This is a genomic window from Leisingera sp. SA32, assembly GCF_056033425.1.
This window is the reverse complement of the sequence record NZ_JBVYHB010000012.1, coordinates 29931-47838: the sequence shown is the minus strand read 5'-3', so window position 1 is coordinate 47838 and position 17908 is coordinate 29931. Positions and strand designations below refer to the sequence as shown.

16 protein-coding genes are annotated in these 17908 nt (G+C 65.5%); 8 read left to right on the top strand and 8 right to left on the bottom strand.

The annotated features are described in order from the left end of the window. Positions 1-12 precede the first annotated feature (12 nt). Together AC0IPL_RS16090 and AC0IPL_RS16085 are read right to left on the bottom strand one after the other, a co-directional pair. Complete coding sequence (locus AC0IPL_RS16090; RefSeq protein ID WP_474275604.1) at positions 13-3666, bottom strand: translocation/assembly module TamB domain-containing protein; 3654 nt, start codon at positions 3664-3666, stop codon at positions 13-15. Further along, a complete protein-coding gene (locus AC0IPL_RS16085) occupies positions 3663-5465 on the bottom strand; it encodes an autotransporter assembly complex protein TamA (protein ID WP_474275602.1) in 1803 nt (600 codons plus the stop codon). Before AC0IPL_RS16085 ends, AC0IPL_RS16090 begins: the two co-directional genes overlap by 4 nt. Positions 5466-5941: 476 nt before the next feature. On the opposite strand from AC0IPL_RS16085, the gene AC0IPL_RS16080 reads away from it, so the two are divergent. Both AC0IPL_RS16080 and AC0IPL_RS16075 read left to right on the top strand, forming a co-directional pair. Further along, a complete protein-coding gene (locus AC0IPL_RS16080; RefSeq protein WP_474275600.1) occupies positions 5942-6244 on the top strand; it encodes a hypothetical protein in 303 nt (100 codons plus the stop codon). A 232-nt stretch (positions 6245-6476) separates the two neighbouring features. Continuing rightward, a complete protein-coding gene (locus AC0IPL_RS16075; protein WP_474275598.1) occupies positions 6477-7076 on the top strand; it encodes a hypothetical protein in 600 nt (199 codons plus the stop codon). Positions 7077-7134: 58 nt separating this feature from the next. Here the strand turns inward: AC0IPL_RS16075 and AC0IPL_RS16070 are convergent, their stop codons facing one another. The 3 genes from AC0IPL_RS16070 to AC0IPL_RS16060 form a co-directional block, all read right to left on the bottom strand. Then, positions 7135-8118, bottom strand: a complete 984-nt coding sequence (locus AC0IPL_RS16070) for a type I glyceraldehyde-3-phosphate dehydrogenase (RefSeq protein WP_474275596.1) — start codon at positions 8116-8118, stop codon at positions 7135-7137. 120 nt (positions 8119-8238) lie between these two features. Continuing rightward, on the bottom strand, positions 8239-8553 hold the full coding sequence (locus tag AC0IPL_RS16065; protein ID WP_474275594.1) for a hypothetical protein: 315 nt from the start codon (positions 8551-8553) through the stop codon (positions 8239-8241). A gap of 116 nt (positions 8554-8669) precedes the next feature. Next, on the bottom strand, positions 8670-9446 hold the full coding sequence (locus tag AC0IPL_RS16060; RefSeq protein ID WP_474275591.1) for an IclR family transcriptional regulator: 777 nt from the start codon (positions 9444-9446) through the stop codon (positions 8670-8672). 286 nt (positions 9447-9732) lie between these two features. On the opposite strand from AC0IPL_RS16060, the gene AC0IPL_RS16055 reads away from it, so the two are divergent. The 3 genes from AC0IPL_RS16055 (at position 9733) to AC0IPL_RS16045 (ending at position 12602) form a co-directional block, all read left to right on the top strand. Beyond that, positions 9733-11181, top strand: coding sequence for a glutamine synthetase family protein (locus tag AC0IPL_RS16055; protein WP_474275589.1), 1449 nt, complete (start codon positions 9733-9735; stop codon positions 11179-11181). A gap of 197 nt (positions 11182-11378) precedes the next feature. Continuing rightward, complete coding sequence (gcvH, locus tag AC0IPL_RS16050) at positions 11379-11738, top strand: glycine cleavage system protein GcvH (RefSeq protein WP_474275587.1); 360 nt, start codon at positions 11379-11381, stop codon at positions 11736-11738. 147 nt (positions 11739-11885) lie between these two features. After that, positions 11886-12602, top strand: coding sequence for a flavodoxin family protein (locus AC0IPL_RS16045; RefSeq protein ID WP_474275585.1), 717 nt, complete (start codon positions 11886-11888; stop codon positions 12600-12602). A 33-nt stretch (positions 12603-12635) separates the two neighbouring features. Here the strand turns inward: AC0IPL_RS16045 and AC0IPL_RS16040 are convergent, their stop codons facing one another. Together AC0IPL_RS16040 and truA are read right to left on the bottom strand one after the other, a co-directional pair. Next, positions 12636-13370 carry an NYN domain-containing protein gene (locus AC0IPL_RS16040; RefSeq protein WP_474275582.1) on the bottom strand — a complete coding sequence of 245 codons (735 nt, stop codon included), beginning with the start codon at positions 13368-13370 and terminating at the stop codon, positions 12636-12638. Between the two features lie 109 nt (positions 13371-13479). Continuing rightward, positions 13480-14247: a tRNA pseudouridine(38-40) synthase TruA gene (truA, locus tag AC0IPL_RS16035; protein ID WP_474275580.1), complete on the bottom strand. Its 768-nt coding sequence runs from the start codon at positions 14245-14247 to the stop codon at positions 13480-13482. Positions 14248-14359: 112 nt separating this feature from the next. On the opposite strand from truA, the gene AC0IPL_RS16030 reads away from it, so the two are divergent. The 3 genes from AC0IPL_RS16030 to AC0IPL_RS16020 are packed head-to-tail and all read left to right on the top strand — an operon-like array spanning position 14360 to position 17219. Continuing rightward, positions 14360-15775 (top strand): YcjX family GTP-binding protein, encoded by a 1416-nt coding sequence (locus AC0IPL_RS16030; RefSeq protein WP_474275577.1) that lies wholly within the window; start codon positions 14360-14362, stop codon positions 15773-15775. After that, positions 15772-16227 carry a GNAT family N-acetyltransferase gene (locus AC0IPL_RS16025; protein WP_474275575.1) on the top strand — a complete coding sequence of 152 codons (456 nt, stop codon included), beginning with the start codon at positions 15772-15774 and terminating at the stop codon, positions 16225-16227. Before AC0IPL_RS16030 ends, AC0IPL_RS16025 begins: the two co-directional genes overlap by 4 nt. After that, positions 16224-17219: a YcjF family protein gene (locus tag AC0IPL_RS16020; protein ID WP_474275573.1), complete on the top strand. Its 996-nt coding sequence runs from the start codon at positions 16224-16226 to the stop codon at positions 17217-17219. Before AC0IPL_RS16025 ends, AC0IPL_RS16020 begins: the two co-directional genes overlap by 4 nt. A gap of 75 nt (positions 17220-17294) precedes the next feature. Here AC0IPL_RS16020 and AC0IPL_RS16015 read toward each other — a convergent pair whose 3' ends face one another. Beyond that, positions 17295-17717 carry a group III truncated hemoglobin gene (locus AC0IPL_RS16015; RefSeq protein ID WP_474275571.1) on the bottom strand — a complete coding sequence of 141 codons (423 nt, stop codon included), beginning with the start codon at positions 17715-17717 and terminating at the stop codon, positions 17295-17297. Positions 17718-17908: the final 191 nt, after the last annotated feature.

Below are 17908 nucleotides of genomic sequence, written 5' to 3'. Positions count from 1 at the left end.
CCAGTCCGCCCGTCAGTAGTCGCGTTTGAAGAAGAGGCCAAAGCCGGTTTCGCCCTCGCTGTCCACCGTGCCCTTTGCCGTCAGGCTGTCGGTCACGTCGAGGTTGATGCTCAGCTCGCTGTCGCCGCGGGTATTGACGTCAAAGTCGGTATAGACGTTTTCCGCGACATAGCCGCCCAGCCCCAAACGGCCACTGCCCAGGTTGTCAAAGCCGATGTCCACGTCATCGGCCCCGGTGGATTGACGCAGCTGGTTCTGAGCCAGCCCGCCGCGGCCGCTCAGCGTCAGCGCGGAGGCGGCCAGACGGGCCAGCGCCAGGGGCGAGATGTCTTCGATGTTGTCGCCGAACAGCAACAGCGCCAGTGCTTCCTCGCTTGGGCGCGGCGGATCGGAGGTGACCTTGATTTCCGGCGCATCGACGCGTCCCGAAATTTCCAACGTGGCCGTCCCCTCTTCGGTTGCGGTTGAGGAACTGAATTCCAGATAGGGGCGCAAGTCACCAAGCAGAGTAATGCGGCCCTCATCCAGCTCCAGCCGTCGGCCCAGAATGTCGAAAGAGCCACGGATCAGGCTGATCTGGCCAGCGGGTGCCAGCCTTGCAGTGGTCCCGCGCAAGTGGATCTGGCCGCCAAGCTCGGCCCGCAGGCCGCGACCGCGGGCAAAGATCCGCGACGGCGCGCTGATGATGACGTCCAGATCAGTGCGCCCTGATCCACCGCCGCCGTCGCCGTTTCCATTGGCGGTCAGGCCAGCGCGGGCCAGGGTCCGGCGCACCGCAGCCGGCGTATTGATGTTGCGTATCGGCGGGATCGGTGCCGCCGATACGGCGCCACCCGCGGTGTTGAGATTGATATTGGTCTCACCCACGTCGATACGCCCGCTCAGGCGGTTGCGGCCACTCATCTGCCCGGCAAAGTTCAGCTGACCATTCAGGAGCGTCTCATAGGATACATGATCGGACACCACGACATCATTGATGGCGATTTGCAGCGTGCCGTCAAATGGCGGTTGCAAGCCTATCGGACCGCTGATCCGAACGCTGCCACCGTCACGGGGCCGGGCCGAGAGCTGCACCTGCGCGCGGGAATTGCCCAGGGTGACGGTGGCCTGGATGTCGTCCACCCGCTGCGCCGCTGCGGGGACCGCGAGGGAAGCACCCGGTACCGTAATGGTGCCGCGAAGCGCATGCAGCGCCGGGGCACCTTGCAGGGCCAGATTGAAATTCGCCGGTCCGCGCAGCAGGTTGGGTGATATGAACGGATTTGCGCCTTCCAGCCGCAGGGTCCCCTTTGCAGTTAGGTCGGCGGTGCCCTTGGCCTCGCTCCAGCTGCCCGCGACCTGGCTGTCGATCCCGGCCGGGCCGCTGGCCGTGCCGTCGACAGTCCAGGTGCCGTCGCGCCGTGTTGCGCTGCCCTTGGCCACCAGCCGCCCCGGCAGTTCGGGCACCAGCTGCTGCAGCTGCGCCAGCGCCGCGTCAAAGCGAAGATCGGTGCTGCCGTTGCTTTCGACAAAACGGGCCTCGATCTCGGCGTCCAGTCCGGCGGGGCCGGTGGCGGTGGTGCTGATCTGCCATTCCCCGGCTTGCCGGGAGGCTTTGCCTTCTGCCGCCACTTTGCCCGCCAGCTGCGGCAGCAGGTGTTCCAGTTCACCCAACGCAGCCTCAAAGCTGAAATCGGCAGATCCTGCCAGTGTTACCGACCCGTCCAGACGGGCCGAGGTGCTGAGCGGGCCGGTCAGATCCGCGGTGCCGCTGAAGACGTCACCCCGGCGGGTCAGCCCCGCGGTCAGCGTCAGGGGGCCCGGAGCCTGGGGAACCAGGATTTCCAGCTGTTTCAGGCGCGCCTCGAGCTCCATGCGGCCGCTGTCGCTGGACAGCATGCCGGACGCCGCTGCGTCGAGGGTGCTGCCCTCCAGCGCGAAGCGGTCGATGGTCAAACCCGCAGCGTCCCGCGCCGCCTTGAGCGCTAGCGTGGTGGTGCCTTTCAACAGCTCATCCAGCTGGGCAACACCTGCGGACAGATCCTGACCCGTCAGTTCGACCGCGCCCGCGAAGGCGCCGGACAGGGGGGTGAAGCTGCCTTGCACCGCGCCTTGCACCGCACCGCCGAGAGGGCGGCCCGCCAGTGCGGAAAACCGCCCCAGCTCGGATACTTCAGCGGTCAGGTCGACGCTGAGGTTCAGCCCGCTTTCCAGATCATCCAGATGCAGATCGCCGGTGGCACGGTAGTCGCTGCCGCGCAGGTCCATATCTGTAATCCGCAACGCGCCTGGCCCTTCGGTGCTGAGGGTTCCGTCAAAGCGGATGTCGCGGCCGGTGGCCTCGGCCAGGGCGGGGTCTCGCGGCTGCAGCCCGGACAACACCGCCGAGAGGTCGCCCTCCAACGCGAATTCGCGGCTTTGGTCCAGCGTGCCGCGGCCGTCGATCCTGGCAGTGTCAATCAATGCCCCCGGATGGCTCAGCTGGTTCAGCACCCCTTCCAGGGTCCAGCTGCCGGTTGCGGTCTTGCGCAGATGGAGGTCTGCTGCGGCCAGCGTGGTGCGGCCGCCGGGCATGGGCAGCGTCACCGCGGTTTGCCCCTGCGGCGGGCTGATTGCCGCTCTCAGGTTGGCGGTATCCAGCACACCGCCCGCAGTCAGCGCCGCGGCACCGGTCACCTGCAACGCGCTGGTGCGCAGCGACAGCGTGTTCAGGGCGACGGCGCCGTCCGCCGCCCGCGTACCTTTGAGGTTGAGCCGAACGCCTGGGCCGAAAAAGGGACGATGAACCGGCGCCAGCAACACATCAATGTTGCCGCTGAGATCAGCAGAGAACTGCAAGTCGCGCGGCGTGTCCGGGGCCGCGCCTTCGGGTAGGGCAGCCGCGGCCATCACCACCTCCCCCGCCAACCGCTCGCGCCCGTTGGTGCTAAGCCCGATCGTGGCGGCAAAGTCCGTCACCGGGCCGCTGCCCTGTGCCCGCAATTGGATGGACGGGCGCCCCGGCAGGTCCAGGCTGGCACCGATCAGCCCTCCGGGGGCTTCGTCCACCGTTAGATCCAAAGAGATCTGCCGGGTTTCATTGGCATAGCCCGCGGTGAGCCGCAGCTGATCGCCGGGCTTGTCCAGCCGTTCGGCCATTAGCTGGGTGTCGAGGGTGCCATCGGCCAGTCGCAGTGATCCGCTGACGGACAGGGTTGCCGCAACCCCGGTCAACTCCTCTCCCAGCTCGATCCGGTCGGCGGCGATCTGGTCCAGTTCGATCGCAACCGGCAGCTGTGGCAGAGCAAACGGCGTGGCCTCGGGGGCGGGCAGTTCGGGATCCGGCGGCAGCGGTTCGGGTGCCCGCTCAATCGCGATCCGCGCGGCGCTCAACTCATTGACGGAGAAACGTCCGCGCAACAGCGCCAGTCGGTTCCAGTCCAGTTCGGCGTCCTCAATTGCCAGCCAGATTCCTTTTTCGTCAGCAACGGTGATACGCGCGATCTTCGCCTCGGAGGAAAACGCCCCCTCCAGCCCGCTGACGCTGATGTAGCGGCTGTCGCCGGACAGCGTGTCCTCCAGGAAATCCACCAGCAGGCCACCGCTTTCGGCCGCACTGTCCTGCGCCGCGGCGGGCTGGGTCGCGAGGGGGGATCCCAGTCCCAGGCAAAGACCCAGTCCGAGAGTGAGGCCAAGATGCTGTCTCAAAACGCCTGTCCTATTCCGATGTAGAATTGCACGCCATCGTCAGAGCCGCCGTCAACCGGATAGGCCACGTCCAGCCGGATCGGGCCAATTCCCGCCACATCATAGCGCAGCCCGAGCCCGGCCCCCGCGTGCTGGGCCGAAGCGCCGGAAACAAAACTGTCTTCGCCGACAACCCCGGCGTCGTAGAACCCGACCAGCGAGATCTTATCACTGACCCGGCCACGCACCTCGGCCGACAGCGCCATGAAGCTGCGCCCGCCCGAAATGCCGCCGCCCGCAGGTACGCCCAGGGACTGATACTCATGGCCGCGCACGGTTCCCGCGCCGCCGGAATAGAACAGCAGGGTGGGAGAGATCTCGCTCAGCGATGGACCAATCACCGACCCTAGCTGCAAACGCCCCGCCAGCACGATCCGGTCCTCGGCGCCGAGCCCCAGATACGCACGCCCGTCAGCCTTCATCTGGATGCCCGACTTGCTTCCGTCGAGGCCGAGAAACGGCGTGGCGCTGGCCTTGAGGAAATAGCCCTCCGTGGGGCTTATCCGGCTGTCGCGACCGTCGTAGTTCGCCCGCAGCAGGGCGGCCATGTATTTGAACCGGCGCTTTCCGAACACATCATCGGCCAGGATGGACGTCGCCCCCAGCGCGGCTTCAGCATAGAAATCCTTGGAGTATGTGCGCCGGGCCCCGATGGCGCCCAGCATCGTTGTCGCACTGTAATGTTCCTCGTCCAGATGCTCGGCTTCGGCCAGGTAGAAGATACTGTCATCCGGTCCCAGTTTGGCCGGTCGATCAAGGCGGACTGCCACCCGCCCATCCAGGTCATTGCTGCTGCCGATGCCACGGATAAGGGCCTCGATGCGCAGTTTTTCGGCGCCGCCGAACAGGTTGCGGTGCATCCAGCTTCCCGACAGTTCGATCCCGTCAGAGGAGCTGATTTCAGCGCCGAAGGTCAGGCGGCGCGGTGGCAGATCCTCGACTTCGGCGATGAAATCCAGGCTGCCGTCCGGGTTCGGCTGCTCCGCCTCGCGCAGGACCACGCTGGAGAACGTGCCGGTGCGGCGCAGCCGGGTTGCGGATCTTGCGGCAAGGTCGGGGTGAAACGTCTCTCCCGCCGGAAAGCCCGCGATACGGCGCAGCGCGTCTTCGCGCACGGCGGTCTGTCCGGTCAGCCGCAGTGCGCCAAAGCGCAGTTTCGGCCCCGGTGTCAGCCGCAGGCGGGCATCCAGGCGTGCTTGTGCGTGATTGGCGGTGATCGCCTGCCCGGTGACAGCGGCCTTGGCATGGCCGCTGCGCCGCCAGGCCCGCACCCCGGCGCTTGCCGCATCCCGGATTGCACCGGTGCTGGCGGGGCGGCCGGAGGCAAAGGTCTGCGGGATCTCGACATCACTGCGGCGCGGATAGGGGGCGATTTCGGCGGTACCAAAGCGGAACTGAGGTCCGGCTTGCACCGTAATTTCGATTCTCTGGATGCTGCGCGGCAGGTTCAACGGCTGGATGGCCGCCGCCTCGCGCCCGTCCAGCCGGATGTTCACCACCGGAGAGAAATATCCACCATCGTACAGCACCTGGACCAGTGTGCGATAATCCGACAGCGCCGCCGCCAGCAGTTCTTGCACGCCCATCTGAGGACCGGCCGCGACCGTGGCCGACGCGGCCTGCAGCTGCGCCTCCAGATCGGCCGGGGCGCCGGGGGCCGTCAGTTGCGCCTCCGCAGCCTCTACGGCAGCTGGGACCAGCGGCAGGAGGGCCAAGGCAAGTGCGCGCAGCAAGCCGCGCGGGGGGTAGGAAAATTGCATGTCTGCTCCCGTAAGCGGGATTGAAATCCGGTTCGCCGCCCGGCCTGATTGGCGCGGGGCTGCGCAAGCCTAACACGGGAAAATTCCGGGGGAAAACCGGCAATCGGGCAGCGGCGGCGGCAAATGTCTGTCGCTGATGGCCACCCTGCGACACAAGTATGCCCGTAACAGCAAAATTTCGCCGCACAGGCAATGCGGCAGAAATTCCATTTGATATTGCGGCGGACGTTGCCATATTCAATCCAGCCCCGGCAGCTGTTTCTGCCGGAGCTGCTACTCGCTAACAACGCACTCTGAAATTGGAAATTGCACAGAAATCGCGTAGGTGTCAGGCAAAGCCACCACTCACAAACAGCCATGCCTGGCACTGATGATACCACGCAGGACGTTACTGTCTAGAAAATTTATCGGATTGATAATGTTCGCGTGGTATCATTTAATGCGCGCTTGCTGTTGAAGGTTAAAGGGGGGCTGGTTTGGACAGGCTGCGGTCAATTTTCGAGTTGCGCGACATGCTCTACCAGATGGAGCAGGACATCGGTCTGGAAGATCTCAGCCGGGTGGAGCGTGATGTCCTGTTGGCGGCCCATGCGCTGACCGGCACGCCGGGAGCGGCGGTACAATCCGACCAGATCCGCAGTCATAGATTGGTTCGGGGGCTGACCCAGGCGACCTTTTATCGAACACTGAAATCGCTGCTTGAACTGGGTTTTCTGGAACGCGCAGGGGGCAGCAAGGCGCGCCACTATGTAGTCCGCTTCGCGGCTGATGGCAGCTGATGTCACAGGGTCGGGCGGGCGGTCGGGATCGGCTTTTGGCCGATGCACGCGCAGCCGGATTTGGACCGGCCTGATTTGAACGCGCCCCGTTGGAAGGCAACCGGTGGCCTGACGCGCTTTTGCGGCAGGTGCGGTTCGCCTTGCGCAAGTTGCCCGCAAAAGCGGCGGATCGGGTGAACATTGGCAGAAAGCCGCCATTGCGCCGTCAGGGGCAGCTGGCTAGTGCTGGTGCATGCAACGCTTTATGCAGATCCTCTCCGGCGGTCTGACCCCGGCCATTATCACGGCCGCCTATCTCGTTTGTCATGGGTTGACCGCTTGCATTGTGACACCCGTACAAACCCTGTTTCTGCCGGACATCACGGTCTTTGCCAGCCTGGCTTACCTGCCGCACGGGGTGCGGGTGCTCGCAGTGTGGCTCTTCGGCTGGCGCGCCTGCCTGCCACTGGCGGTGGCGGCCCTGCTTTCGGATGCGATGTTCACCGGTGCCGAGGTGCGCCAGTTGCTGGAGCCGGTCCTGCTGCAATCGGTTGCAGTGGGGGCGCTGTCTGCCCTTATCGCGTTTGAGCTGTTTCGCGTCGCCGGTCGGCGGCTTTATGCCGGGCGGGCCCGCAGATTGTCCTGGGCGGGGCTGCTGGCGGTGGGGGGGCTGGCCTCATTGATCAATTCGCTGGGACAGCTCGTGGTCTACTCCGGGTTTATCTTTCCCGACGATCAGCTGGCGGTGCTGGCCGTCTATGCAGCGGGCGACTTGATCGGCCTGGCCCTGTGCATGCTGGGCTTGATGCTGATCTTTCGCTGGCTGCGGCTGGCGCATCAACGCCGCCCGTAACGTGACCGCAGTCGGCGGCTGCCGACCAGCCTCGCGCCGATGGGCGATCATTTCAGGGTCAGCGTGTCATCAGGCTTGCCACATCCAGCATCCGCGCCGAAAAGCCCCATTCATTGTCGTACCAGCCGAACACGCGCAGCTGACGGTCGCCGGCCATGCGGGTTTCCGGGCCTGCGATCACCAGTGATTCCGGGCGCGCGCGCAGGTCTGATGACACCAATGGCATATCGGTCCAGCCCAGCACCGGCGAGGCCGCGACCGCCGCCTTCAGGGCCGCGGTCAGGTCTGCTTCTGGCATCGGCGCCTTCAGCTGCGCAACCAGGTCCACGGCCGACACGCTGGCGGTCGGAACCCGCACCGCGGCACCGCTGACCCGGCCTTTCAGATGGGGTAGCACCTCGTCGATCAGATGCATGGCAGAGGTCGTCGTCGGCACCATCGACTGCGCCCCCCCGCGTGAACGCGCGAAATCGCCCCGCGGGGCATCCACCATCGGCTGCGAGTTCGTGTAGCAGTGGATCGTCGTCATATGCGCAGTGTCAATGCCCACAAGCCCGTCCAGTAGCTTGACCAACGGTGTCAGCCCGTTGGTCGTACAGGAGGCATTGGAGACGATCCGTGCATCGCCCAGCGTCTCTTCGTTGGCGCCCAGCACCACGGTTTTCTCCGCCGCGGGCGACGGGCCGGAGATCAGCACCTTGGCCGCTCCAGCCTTCAGGCCACGCTCCGCCACGTCCGAGCTGCGGGCAATGCCGGTGCATTCCAGCAACAGGTCGACGCCGCTCAGATCCACGTCAGTAAGATCCGGCGCATGGCTCATCGGGATGGACCGGCCCATCACGTGCAGGGCGCCGTCGCCGTGCTCGACCGGATGGCCAAACGGGCCAAAGGTGCTGTCGTATTGAAACAGATAAGCGCACATGTCCAAGGGCGCGATATCGTTGATCCGCACCACCTCGATGCCGTCTCCGCGCGATGTGGTCAGGATCTGGCGCAGGATGGCGCGGCCAATGCGGCCGAATCCGTTGATTGCAAGTTTCATGCGCAATCTATGGCAGGCGGGTTGGCGCCGCTCAATCCATGGTGGCTGGAAAATGATCACATTTTCCAAGAGGATGTTTCAGCGAAACCCGTCGGATCCGCCGAACCGTCAAAGGCGTGCCTATTTGCGGCAGATGACCTGCGCGTAATAGGTGCCGGAGATCGTGCGAAGCATGCTGTCGAGGTTGACACTGCAGCCTGTCGCGGCGCGGATGGCGCGTACGGCCTGGCGCGCGCTCAGCACCGCGGGCGCACGAAAGGGCCGATGCTCCAGGTTCATCCGGGTTGCGCTGACGCGCTGCGGGCTGTCCGCCACCGGCGCCACCAGCCAGCTGCGGCCCAGTACGGTGACCTGTTTGGCTGCGATCTCGGCGGTTGCCGTAGCGGGCGCGCAGACGGTACAAATAACCGCTGCCAAAGCCATCTGTTTGATCATCGAAATGCTCCTGCGGGAAATCCCTATACCGAGCGTAGCAGCGGCGGGTGGCCTTGCAAAGCCGCAGTCAGCGCCGGGGCGGCAGCGGGCCGCGGGCTACCGGGCGGCGGCCGGGGTTACAAATGCTCCACCGCCTCGGCCTGGCGCAATTCAGCCGCGCACAGTTGCAGCCCGCGCAGCAATCGTTCGGCGTCCGCCTGCGGCTGTTGGCCGCGCGGCGCCGAGCTGCCGACCACGATCGGGGTGCGGCCGGGCCGTGCCACTGGAACGGCATAGCCGGTGATACCGCTTTCAAACTCGCTGTCGGTCAGGCAGTAGCCCTGCGCACGTGCGGTTTCGACCCGGTCCAGGATCTCCTCGGTGGTGGTCAGCGACTGGCTTGTGTGGCTGGGGATCTCGGTGCCTGCCAGGGTGGCTGCGGCGTCCTCGGCTGGCAGGCCTGCCAGCAGCATGCGGCCAAGGCTGGTATGGGCCAGCGGGATATGTGATCCCGCCGTGAACCCATAAGTGATATGGCCATGGTCGACCGTGGACTGAGCCAGCACCAGAACCCGGCCGTGGTCCAGCATCGCAAGCGTCACCTCAACCTGCATCTGCCGGGCGTGGCGGTTCAACACCGGTTGCACCCGTCGACCAAACTGGTTGGCCTGCAAGAAACCGCCCGCCAGCGCCAGCACCCGCGGCGTCAGCGACAGCATCCGACCGTCCTGGCGCAAGTAGCCCGCCTGCACCAACGTCAGCGCCCCGCGCCGTGCCGTGGCCCGGTCCTGCCCGCTGCGTCGGGCGATCTCCGCCAAGGTCAGGCTGGGCGACTGCGCGTCAAACACCGCCAGCACGGCCAGCCCCTTGGCAAAGCTTGATGAAATATTCCTGTCCTGATCCATGAGTGCCATGCGTGTGTCAGCCCGCGCCATTGTTTCGAGTTCTTTTTCTGTGTCGCTGTGGCCGGTTGGCCGTGCGCATGCTGAGCAACATGTGCGTTCCGCGCACGCTGTCAACCGGCAATCGTCGCCGACACCCCGGCGTGCCAGTGCCAAAGTGGCCAATCCCCGCCGCACAACTGGACGCCACGCGCATTTTCGTTACAGTCCTGCGCTGCTCGGGTCCGCGCCGCTGGCGACTTGGGGAGACTGGACCGGGCCGTTTTTGCATTTCTGACGAAAGACCACGAGGCCGCCGATGGCGCATGATTTCACTTCCGGCAAGCTGGCCCGCCTGGGGCTGTTCGACGACGATGCCTGCCGCCAAGCGGCGGAGATCGCGGCGCGGGTGCAGTTTGACGGGATCGAGACCGTGCGGGTGCTGTTCGTCGACCAGCACGGCATTCTGCGCGGCAAGACGGTGATGGCCGATGGTCTCGACAGCATCTTCGAGCGCGGCCTCAACGTGCCGGCGACTCTCTTGCTCAAAGACACCTCGCATCGCGCCGCCTTCGCGGTCTGGGACGCCGACAGCGGCCTCACCGGTCCGATGCAAGGTGCCGGCGACGTGCTGCTGGTGCCGCGCCCACAGACCTTCAGAGCGCTGCCCTGGTCGCCGCATTCTGCCTGGATCTTCTGCAATCCGGTCTATCAGGACGGCAGCCCGATCGCCTTTGCCTCGGGGGCGGTGCTGCAACGGGCGGTGGACCGGCTGGCAGCGCAGGGCATGTCAGCCACCTTTGGGCTGGAGGTGGAATTTCACATTCTGGAGCTCGAGGACCGCGCCACCGGTCATGGCGACGCCGCCCATCCCGGTGCACCGGTACAGACCCGTAACACCACCCAAGGCTACCAGTATCTGACGGAAACCCGCTATGGCGAGGTGGAGCGCAGTCTGGACCTGCTGCGCCGCAATGCCCAGATGCTGGGGCTCCCGGTCCGCTCTGTCGAAATTGAGATGGGGCCGAGCCAGGTGGAGTTCACATTCGCGCCCGACGGGGCGATGGCCCAGGCCGATGCGATGGTGATGCTGCGCACCATGGCCAAGGAGGTCTGCGCCAGAGAAGGTCTGCACGCCAGTTTCATGGCAAAGCCACGGCTGAACAATTCCATGGCCAATGGCTGGCATGTGCATCAGTCGCTGCACGATCTGTCGACTGGTCGCAACTTGTTCATGCCCGAGCAGCCCGGCGTGCTCAGCCCGCAGGCCAGTGGTTGGATGGCGGGGCTGCTGAAATACGCCGCCGAGACCTCGCTTCTCGTGGCCCCCACCGTCAACAGCTACAAGCGCTATCTGCCCTATCAGCTGGCGCCGAACCGGATTAGCTGGGGGGTGGACAACCGCGGTGCCATGCTGCGCGCGCTGATGACGCCGGGAGAACCGGACAGCCGGGTGGAAAACCGTGCCCCCGACAGCTCGGCCAATCCCTATTTTGCGCTCGCGGCGCAAATCATCGCTGGTGCCGCGGGTCTTGCCGAAGGGCTGGAGGCACCGCGGCCCACCCTTTCGCCCTACAGCGAGGAAGGCGAGCGTATGCCGCGGTCCCTGGGGCAGGCGCTGGCCGGGTTCAAACAGTCCAAACTGTGCCGCGACGCGCTGGGCAAGGAAGTCACCGCCTATCTGTTGCAGTTAAAAAAATTCGAGTGGGAGCGCTATCTGGACACTGTGAGCGAGTGGGAGCAGGCGGAATATTTCAATCTGTTCTAACCGTGTCTCCAATGGTCCGACAGGCGGCGCATGCGGATTTCCGCGCTTGATCGCTGGCGCGGGGCGTTGCTAGCGTGTACCAGCGCCCGCATTGGGGCTGGCGATTCCGGCTCTCTGCGCCGTCGGGTGCTTATTGGCCTAACGGTCGGCAGCCGCAAACAGTTGAACCCCCGGCTTTTCCAAGGGAAACCAGAAACATGAAATATACCGAAGAACACGAATGGCTGCTGCCCGAGGACGATCTGGTCACCGTTGGCATCACCGCCCACGCCGCCGAACAGCTGGGCGAGGTGGTCTATGTGGAGCTGCCCGAACCCGGCACGGAGGTGACCAAGGACGACGAGATCGTGGTGATCGAATCGGTCAAGGCCGCCTCTGACATTCTTGCGCCGCTGGACGGCGAAATCGTCGAAGTGAACGAGGCGCTGGCCGACGATCCCGGCAAGGTCAACGATGACCCTGAGGGCGGTGCCTGGTTCTTCAAGATCAAGCCCTCGGATCTGTCGCCGATGGATGATTACATGGATGAGGCCGGCTACAAGAGCTTCATCAGCTGACAGTGCAAACGCCTGCCGCGACCCGCGCGGCAGGCTCCGGCTGCACACAGGGCGTCCTCACGATGACGCCAATCCCCTGTGCGCCGTGGGTTTGAGCGCTAGTATCCGGTCATCACCAAAACGCCCACGCCTTGCGGGAGATGCATCATGACCGGTTTTTCCGGGCTCAAAGCCCTGTTCATCAACACATCGCTGAAAAAGGACGGTAGACAAAGCCACACCCGCCTGTTGATGGAGGCGTCCTCTGCCATCATGGACAAGAACGGTGTCACGGTGGAGCATCTGCACATGCTCGACCATCAGGTGCCGCCGGGCGTCTACCCGGACATGACCGAACAGGGCTGGAACCGCGACGACTGGCCGAAGATCTGGGAAAGGGTCAATGCGGCGCAGATCCTGGTCATCGGCACCCCGCTCTGGCTGGGTGAGGAAAGCTCTGTCTGCCGGGTGTTGATTGAGCGGCTATACGGGATGAGCGGCGAGCTGAACGACAAGGGGCAGTCGATCTTCTATGGCAAGGTGGGCGGCACCGTCATCACCGGCAATGAGGATGGCATCAAACACACCGCGATGACGATCTGCTATGCGCTCAGCCATTTGGGCTACACGATCCCGCCGCAGGCTGACTGCGGCTGGATCGGCGAGGCCGGACCGGGACCCTCTTATGGCGACGACGTGGAGGGGGAACCAGCCGGATTCGGGAACGAATTCACCCAGCGCAACACCACCATCATGACCTGGAATCTGATGCACCTTGCCGCCATGTTGCGCGATGCGGGCGGCTACCCGAACCAGGGCAATGACCGCAATGCCTGGTCGGCGGGGTGCCGGTTTGATTATGAAAACCCCGACTACCGCGCCTGACGCAGACCTCAGCCGCGCAGCCCGCCACTGCGATCAGTCGAGCCGCCGCACCAGGATCTGATTGCCCTCGCCGCGCTTGGTCTCGAACAGTTTCAGCGAGTCGATCAGCTCGCTCAGCTTGCGTTTGCCATAGCTGCGCGTGTCAAAATCCGGTGCCGCGGTGGTGATGAACTGGCCGATCTGGCCCAGCGTGAACCACTCATCGTCCTGATCGATGGCATCCATCGCGCGGATCACCAGCTTGGTTGGATCCGGCAGATCGGCGGGGGGATCGTTGCTGTCATCCTCCTTGCGCGGCTTCGGTTTGGGCTTGCCCGGCTCCTCCAGCAGGTTTTCAACATAGATGAACCGCTTGCAGGCGCGCACAAAGGCGGCGGGGGTCTTGCGCATGCCCATGCCGAACACGTCGAGGCCCTGTTCGCGGATGCGGCTGGCCAGCCGGGTGAAATCGCTGTCCGAGGAAATCAGCACAAAACCGTCAAAACGGCCCGAATGCAGGATGTCCATCGCGTCGATCACCAGCGCAATGTCCGAGGCGTTCTTGCCGGTGGTATTGGCAAACTGCTGGTGCGGCACGATCGCCAGCGCCGCCAGTTTCTCCTTGTTCCAGCCCTGCGGGCTGCCGCCGGCAAAATCGCCATAGATGCGGCGGATGCTGGCCTCGCCAAAGGAGGCGATCTCCTCGAACATCGCCTCGGCATATTTGGCCGAGATATTGTCAGCATCAATCAGGACGGCCAGAAGCGGGGGCTTTTCGGGTTTTGCCATTGCTGCGGGTGCCTCTTTCATAAATGGGATGGGCCGGGGGCTGGTTTTGGCCTCCGGCGCGGTGTTGCGGTTCAGTATGTTCAGTGACCTGCCGGATGCAAGAGAAGCATCAGGCAAACGGGTCCTTGGGGTACCCCACCCGTGCCAGATACAACCCGTGGCCGGGGCAGACCGGCCCGCACGCCGCGCGGTCGCGGGCTTCCAGCGCGGCTTTCACATCCTGCGGGTCCCAGGCACCGGCCCCGACCCGTTCCAGCGTGCCGACAAAGCTGCGCACCTGGTTGTGCAGGAAACTGCGGGCGCGCACGTGGAAATGGATTTCCGGCCCGGAGAACCCCTCAACGCGGTCCACCCGCAGTTCGTCCAGCGTCTTGACCGGGCTGGCCGCCTGGCAGATCGAGGATCGGAAAGTGGTGAAATCATGATTTCCGATCAGGTGGTTGGCGGCTTCCTGCATGGCTTCGACATCCAGGTCATGCCCCAGCTGCCAGACCTGGCCCGCGTCATGGGTGGCTGGTGCGCGGCGGATCAGGATGCGAAACAGATACTGGCGCTCGACGGCCGAGAACCGCGCGTGCCAGTCGTCATCGACCCGCGCACAGTCCACGATCGCCACCGGATCGGGCTTCAGGTGATAGTTCAGCGCCTCCGACAGGCGAAAGGGATCCCAATCGCGGGCCATGTCGCAATGCGCCACCTGTCCCAGCCCATGCACGCCGGTGTCGGTGCGCCCGGCGGCGGCGATCGTATGCTCGCCCGGCTGCAACCGCGCCAGCGCAGCCTCGATCGCGCCCTGCACGGAGGGCTGATCCTTCTGCCTCTGCCAGCCGGCAAAGGGTTTTCCGTGATATTCGACTTTCAGAGCAAAACGCGGCATGGCCGGGCAAGTAGCAATGCCACAGCGGCGGGGCAAGTGTTCTGTGCGCACTGGTAAGCCGTGGCTGCGCCGCCTATCTAGGACATGACAAGAACAGAGCAGGATCAGCGCCTTGGTGATAACCTCCCTTGCAGACGGGGTGATGAGCAGTGTCGAAAGCGTCACCACCGGAGTGTCCGCGGCGCTGTTCGACCGGCCCCTGCGGCTGGGGGTCACCGGTTTGGCGCGCTCTGGCAAGACGGTGTTCATCACCTCGCTGGTGGCCAATCTTCTGGACCGCGACCGGATGCTGCAACTGGCGGCCGCGCGTGAGGGCCGGATCGAGGCGGCTTTTCTGCAACCTCAGCCTGACGACACGGTGCCGCGCTTTGATTATGAAACCCACCTCGCGGCGCTGACCGGGCCGTCACCCCATTGGCCGGACAGCACCAGGGCGGTGTCCGAGCTGCGTCTCAGTCTCAAGGTGCGGCCCGCGGGTCTGCTGGCCGGGCTGCCGGGGCCGCGCACGCTGCATCTGGACATTGTCGACTACCCCGGCGAATGGCTGCTTGACCTTGCGCTGCTGGACAAGACGTTTGCCGAATGGTCTACCGACGTGCTGACGCGCATCGCAGACCGCCCGCAGGCGCAGGCATTCCTCGCCGCACAGGGTGCCGCCGATCCCGCCGCCGCCCATGACGAACCGCAGGCGCAGGCGCTGGCGGCGGCTTTCACCGGCTATCTGAACGCCGCACGCGCCGATGGTTTTTATGACTGCACGCCGGGGCGTTTCCTGCTGCCGGGCGACCTCGAGGGTTCGCCAGTGCTGACCTTTGCGCCGCTGCGGCCCGGCGGCGCGGCCCCACGCGGCAGTCTCTGGCGCGAGCTGGAACGGCGGTTTGAGGCCTACAAGGCCAAGGTGGTCAAACCCTTCTTTCGCGACCATTTCGCCCGAATCGACCGGCAGGTGGTGCTGGTGGACGCGCTGTCGGCGATCAGCTCCGGCCCGCAGGCGGTGGAGGATCTGCGCCACGCAATGGCAGATATCCTCAGCGCCTTCCGTCCCGGCCGCAACCGCATCCTGACCCGGCTGTTGGGCGCCAAGCGGGTGGAGAAAATCCTGTTCGCGGCCACCAAGGCCGACCATCTGCACCACAGCCAGCACGGCCGCATGACCGCGATCATCGAGGCGCTGACCCGCGAAGCCCAGGACCGCGCCCGCTTTGCCGGTGCCGAAACCGCCGCGATGGCGCTGGCCGCGCTGCGCACAACTACCGAGGAAATGCGTCACCACGACGGTGTTGAGTTGCCTTGTGTGCGCGGCACCCTGTTGGACAGCGGCAAGCAGGCCGCTTGCTATCCCGGCGCGCTGCCCGAGGATCCGGCCCAGCTGCTGGCCCCGGCCCGTCAGGGGGCAGCGCGTTGGCTGGAGGGCGATTACCAGGCCATGGGGTTTGCGCCCGCACCGCTGACATTGAAACACGGCAGCGGCCCGCCGCATATTCGGCTGGACCGCGCCGCGGAATTCCTGATCGGAGATGCCCTGTGACCCTGACCTTGCGCGCCGCGACCCCGCTGGACGCCGGGCGCACCGGCTGGATCCTGCACCGGTTCTCGGTGGTGACCCCTTGGATACCAACCCTACATTCCGAAGCCGAGGCAATCTCCTTTTGCGGCGTGATGATCGACCGCGGCTGGATGACGGTGGCGGTGCGAGACAGCACGGTTTTGGGCTTCCTCGCCCGTGACGCGCAGGAGGTCTGCGCGCTCTACGTCGCGCCCGAGGCCTGCGGCCAGGGTATCGGCAAGGCGCTGCTGGATGCGGCCAAGGCGGCGCAGCCCCGGCTGGTGTTGCACAGCTTTGCCGCCAATGACGGCGCCCGGCGGTTCTATCAGCGCGAAGGCTTCGCCGAACGCGCCCGCGGCGACGGGGCCGACAATGAAGAAGGACTGCCCGACATCACCTATGAATGGCGCGCGCAGCAGAGGGTGGCAGCATGAGCAAGAAACCCGTCCTGTTTGACCTCGAAGACGCCGACGACGAACCGCCTCCAGTGGCCGAGGCGCCGCCGATCCCCGAAAGCACCCCGGCTATGGGTCCGTCTCCCGCGGCGATGGAGCAGGCGGCCCGGATCGCGGCCCGCAAGCCCTCCGCCCTGGCGCGCTGGTTCTGGGCGGTGTTGCTGGCGGTGGTCGGGGCCATGGTGTCGGTGGCCGCCTGGGACTTTGCCGTCGGCCTGATTGACCGCCTGCCGGTGCTGGGCTGGGGGATCAGCGCGGGCATGGGCTTGCTGGTTTTGCTGGCGCTAGGGCTGGGCTTGCGCGAATTGGCCGCCCTGTCGCGACTGCGCCGGGTTGACGCGCTGCGTCAGGCGGCGGCGGAGTGCAGGGATCTGGAAGCCGCGCGCCGTTTCACGCTCCGGCTGGAGGGTTTTTATCAGGGGCGCAGTGATCTGGCCTGGCACCGGGCGCGGCTGGAAGAACAGCGCGCTGAGGTGCTGGATCCCGGCGCCTTGCTGCTGCTGGCCGAAGACGACCTGCTGGCACCGCTGGATGCCCTGGCCCTGCGCGAGGTGGAGGCCGCGGCCCGCCAGGTCGCCGCGGTGACGGCGCTGGTGCCGATGGCACTGGCGGATGTGCTGACGGCGCTGGTTGCCTCTCTGCGGATGATCCGCCGGGTGGCGACAATCTATGGGGGGCGCCCGGGGTGGGTCAGCTCCTGGCGGTTAACCCGAACGGTGCTGGCCCATCTGGCTGCCACCGGCGCGGTTGCGGCAGGGGATGATCTGCTGGAGCCGGTGCTGGGCGGCTCAGCTCTGTCAAAGCTGTCACGCCGCTTCGGCGAGGGGCTGGTTAACGGTGCCTTGTCGGCACGGGTGGGGATCGCCGCGATGGAGGTCTGCCGCCCGATGCCGTTCTCACCAACCCACCGGCCCAGCACCCGCAAAGTGGTGCAGCGGGCGCTGACGGGGCTGTTTTCACGGCAACGCTAGACGAGCGCGCCCCAGGCTCATGCGCAGCATGAGCCATGCCCAAGGCGGCCTTGGGAGGACGACCGGCGGTGTGGCTCAGACCAGTTTCGGCGGCAGGTCTTTCGGCTGACGCATGGCGACGACACCGGTGCGGAAGCCTTCGCCGATCCGGTCGGCCAGCACGCCCCATTGCCGTGCCGTCTGCGGCGCCAATTCGGCGTGCAGCACCTCGTGAAACAGCTCCAGCCACAGCGGAAAGTGCTCTGCTTTCACGTTCGGACGGCTGACATGCACCCGCATCGGATTGCCGCTGTAGCTGCGCTCGCGCAGGATTGCATTGCGCCAGAAGTCGGCAATCTTGGCCTCATGCTCCGGCCAGTCGCTGACATGGGCCGCAAACACCGGCTCCAGGACGGCATGCTGGCGCACACGGGCATAAAAGACAGCGACCACGCGGGCGATCTCGCCAGCGGAGATATCAAACCGCGCCAGCGGTGTCTGCGTTCCTGTGTCGTTCATGGGCGCTCCGCGCTGCTGGATCCGGCGGATAGATAGCCCCAAGCGGCCCGATGCGGAAGGGGGCGGGCGTTTGTGCCGCATCTCACCGCTTTACCCGGCCCCCGGCGCGGCCTATAAGGCGCCCCATGTCCCTTTTCGCGGCCATCATTATTCGAATTATATCCCCGGCGCTCTGACACCCTTGAGCCGCC

What these genes read in the sequence shown, in the direction of transcription:
- gcvH (WP_474275587.1), top strand. Translation starts at nt 11,379, where the DNA reads ATGAAATATACCGAAGAACACGAATGGCTGCTGCCCGAGGACGATCTG.
- AC0IPL_RS16060 (WP_474275591.1), bottom strand. Translation starts at nt 9,446, where the DNA reads ATGGCACTCATGGATCAGGACAGGAATATTTCATCAAGCTTTGCCAAG.
- AC0IPL_RS16020 (WP_474275573.1), top strand. Translation starts at nt 16,224, where the DNA reads ATGAGCAAGAAACCCGTCCTGTTTGACCTCGAAGACGCCGACGACGAA.
- AC0IPL_RS16085 (WP_474275602.1), bottom strand. Translation starts at nt 5,465, where the DNA reads ATGCAATTTTCCTACCCCCCGCGCGGCTTGCTGCGCGCACTTGCCTTG.
- AC0IPL_RS16075 (WP_474275598.1), top strand. Translation starts at nt 6,477, where the DNA reads ATGCAACGCTTTATGCAGATCCTCTCCGGCGGTCTGACCCCGGCCATT.
- truA (WP_474275580.1), bottom strand. Translation starts at nt 14,247, where the DNA reads ATGCCGCGTTTTGCTCTGAAAGTCGAATATCACGGAAAACCCTTTGCC.
- AC0IPL_RS16045 (WP_474275585.1), top strand. Translation starts at nt 11,886, where the DNA reads ATGACCGGTTTTTCCGGGCTCAAAGCCCTGTTCATCAACACATCGCTG.
- AC0IPL_RS16015 (WP_474275571.1), bottom strand. Translation starts at nt 17,717, where the DNA reads ATGAACGACACAGGAACGCAGACACCGCTGGCGCGGTTTGATATCTCC.
- AC0IPL_RS16055 (WP_474275589.1), top strand. Translation starts at nt 9,733, where the DNA reads ATGGCGCATGATTTCACTTCCGGCAAGCTGGCCCGCCTGGGGCTGTTC.
- AC0IPL_RS16065 (WP_474275594.1), bottom strand. Translation starts at nt 8,553, where the DNA reads ATGATCAAACAGATGGCTTTGGCAGCGGTTATTTGTACCGTCTGCGCG.
- AC0IPL_RS16070 (WP_474275596.1), bottom strand. Translation starts at nt 8,118, where the DNA reads ATGAAACTTGCAATCAACGGATTCGGCCGCATTGGCCGCGCCATCCTG.
- AC0IPL_RS16040 (WP_474275582.1), bottom strand. Translation starts at nt 13,370, where the DNA reads ATGGCAAAACCCGAAAAGCCCCCGCTTCTGGCCGTCCTGATTGATGCT.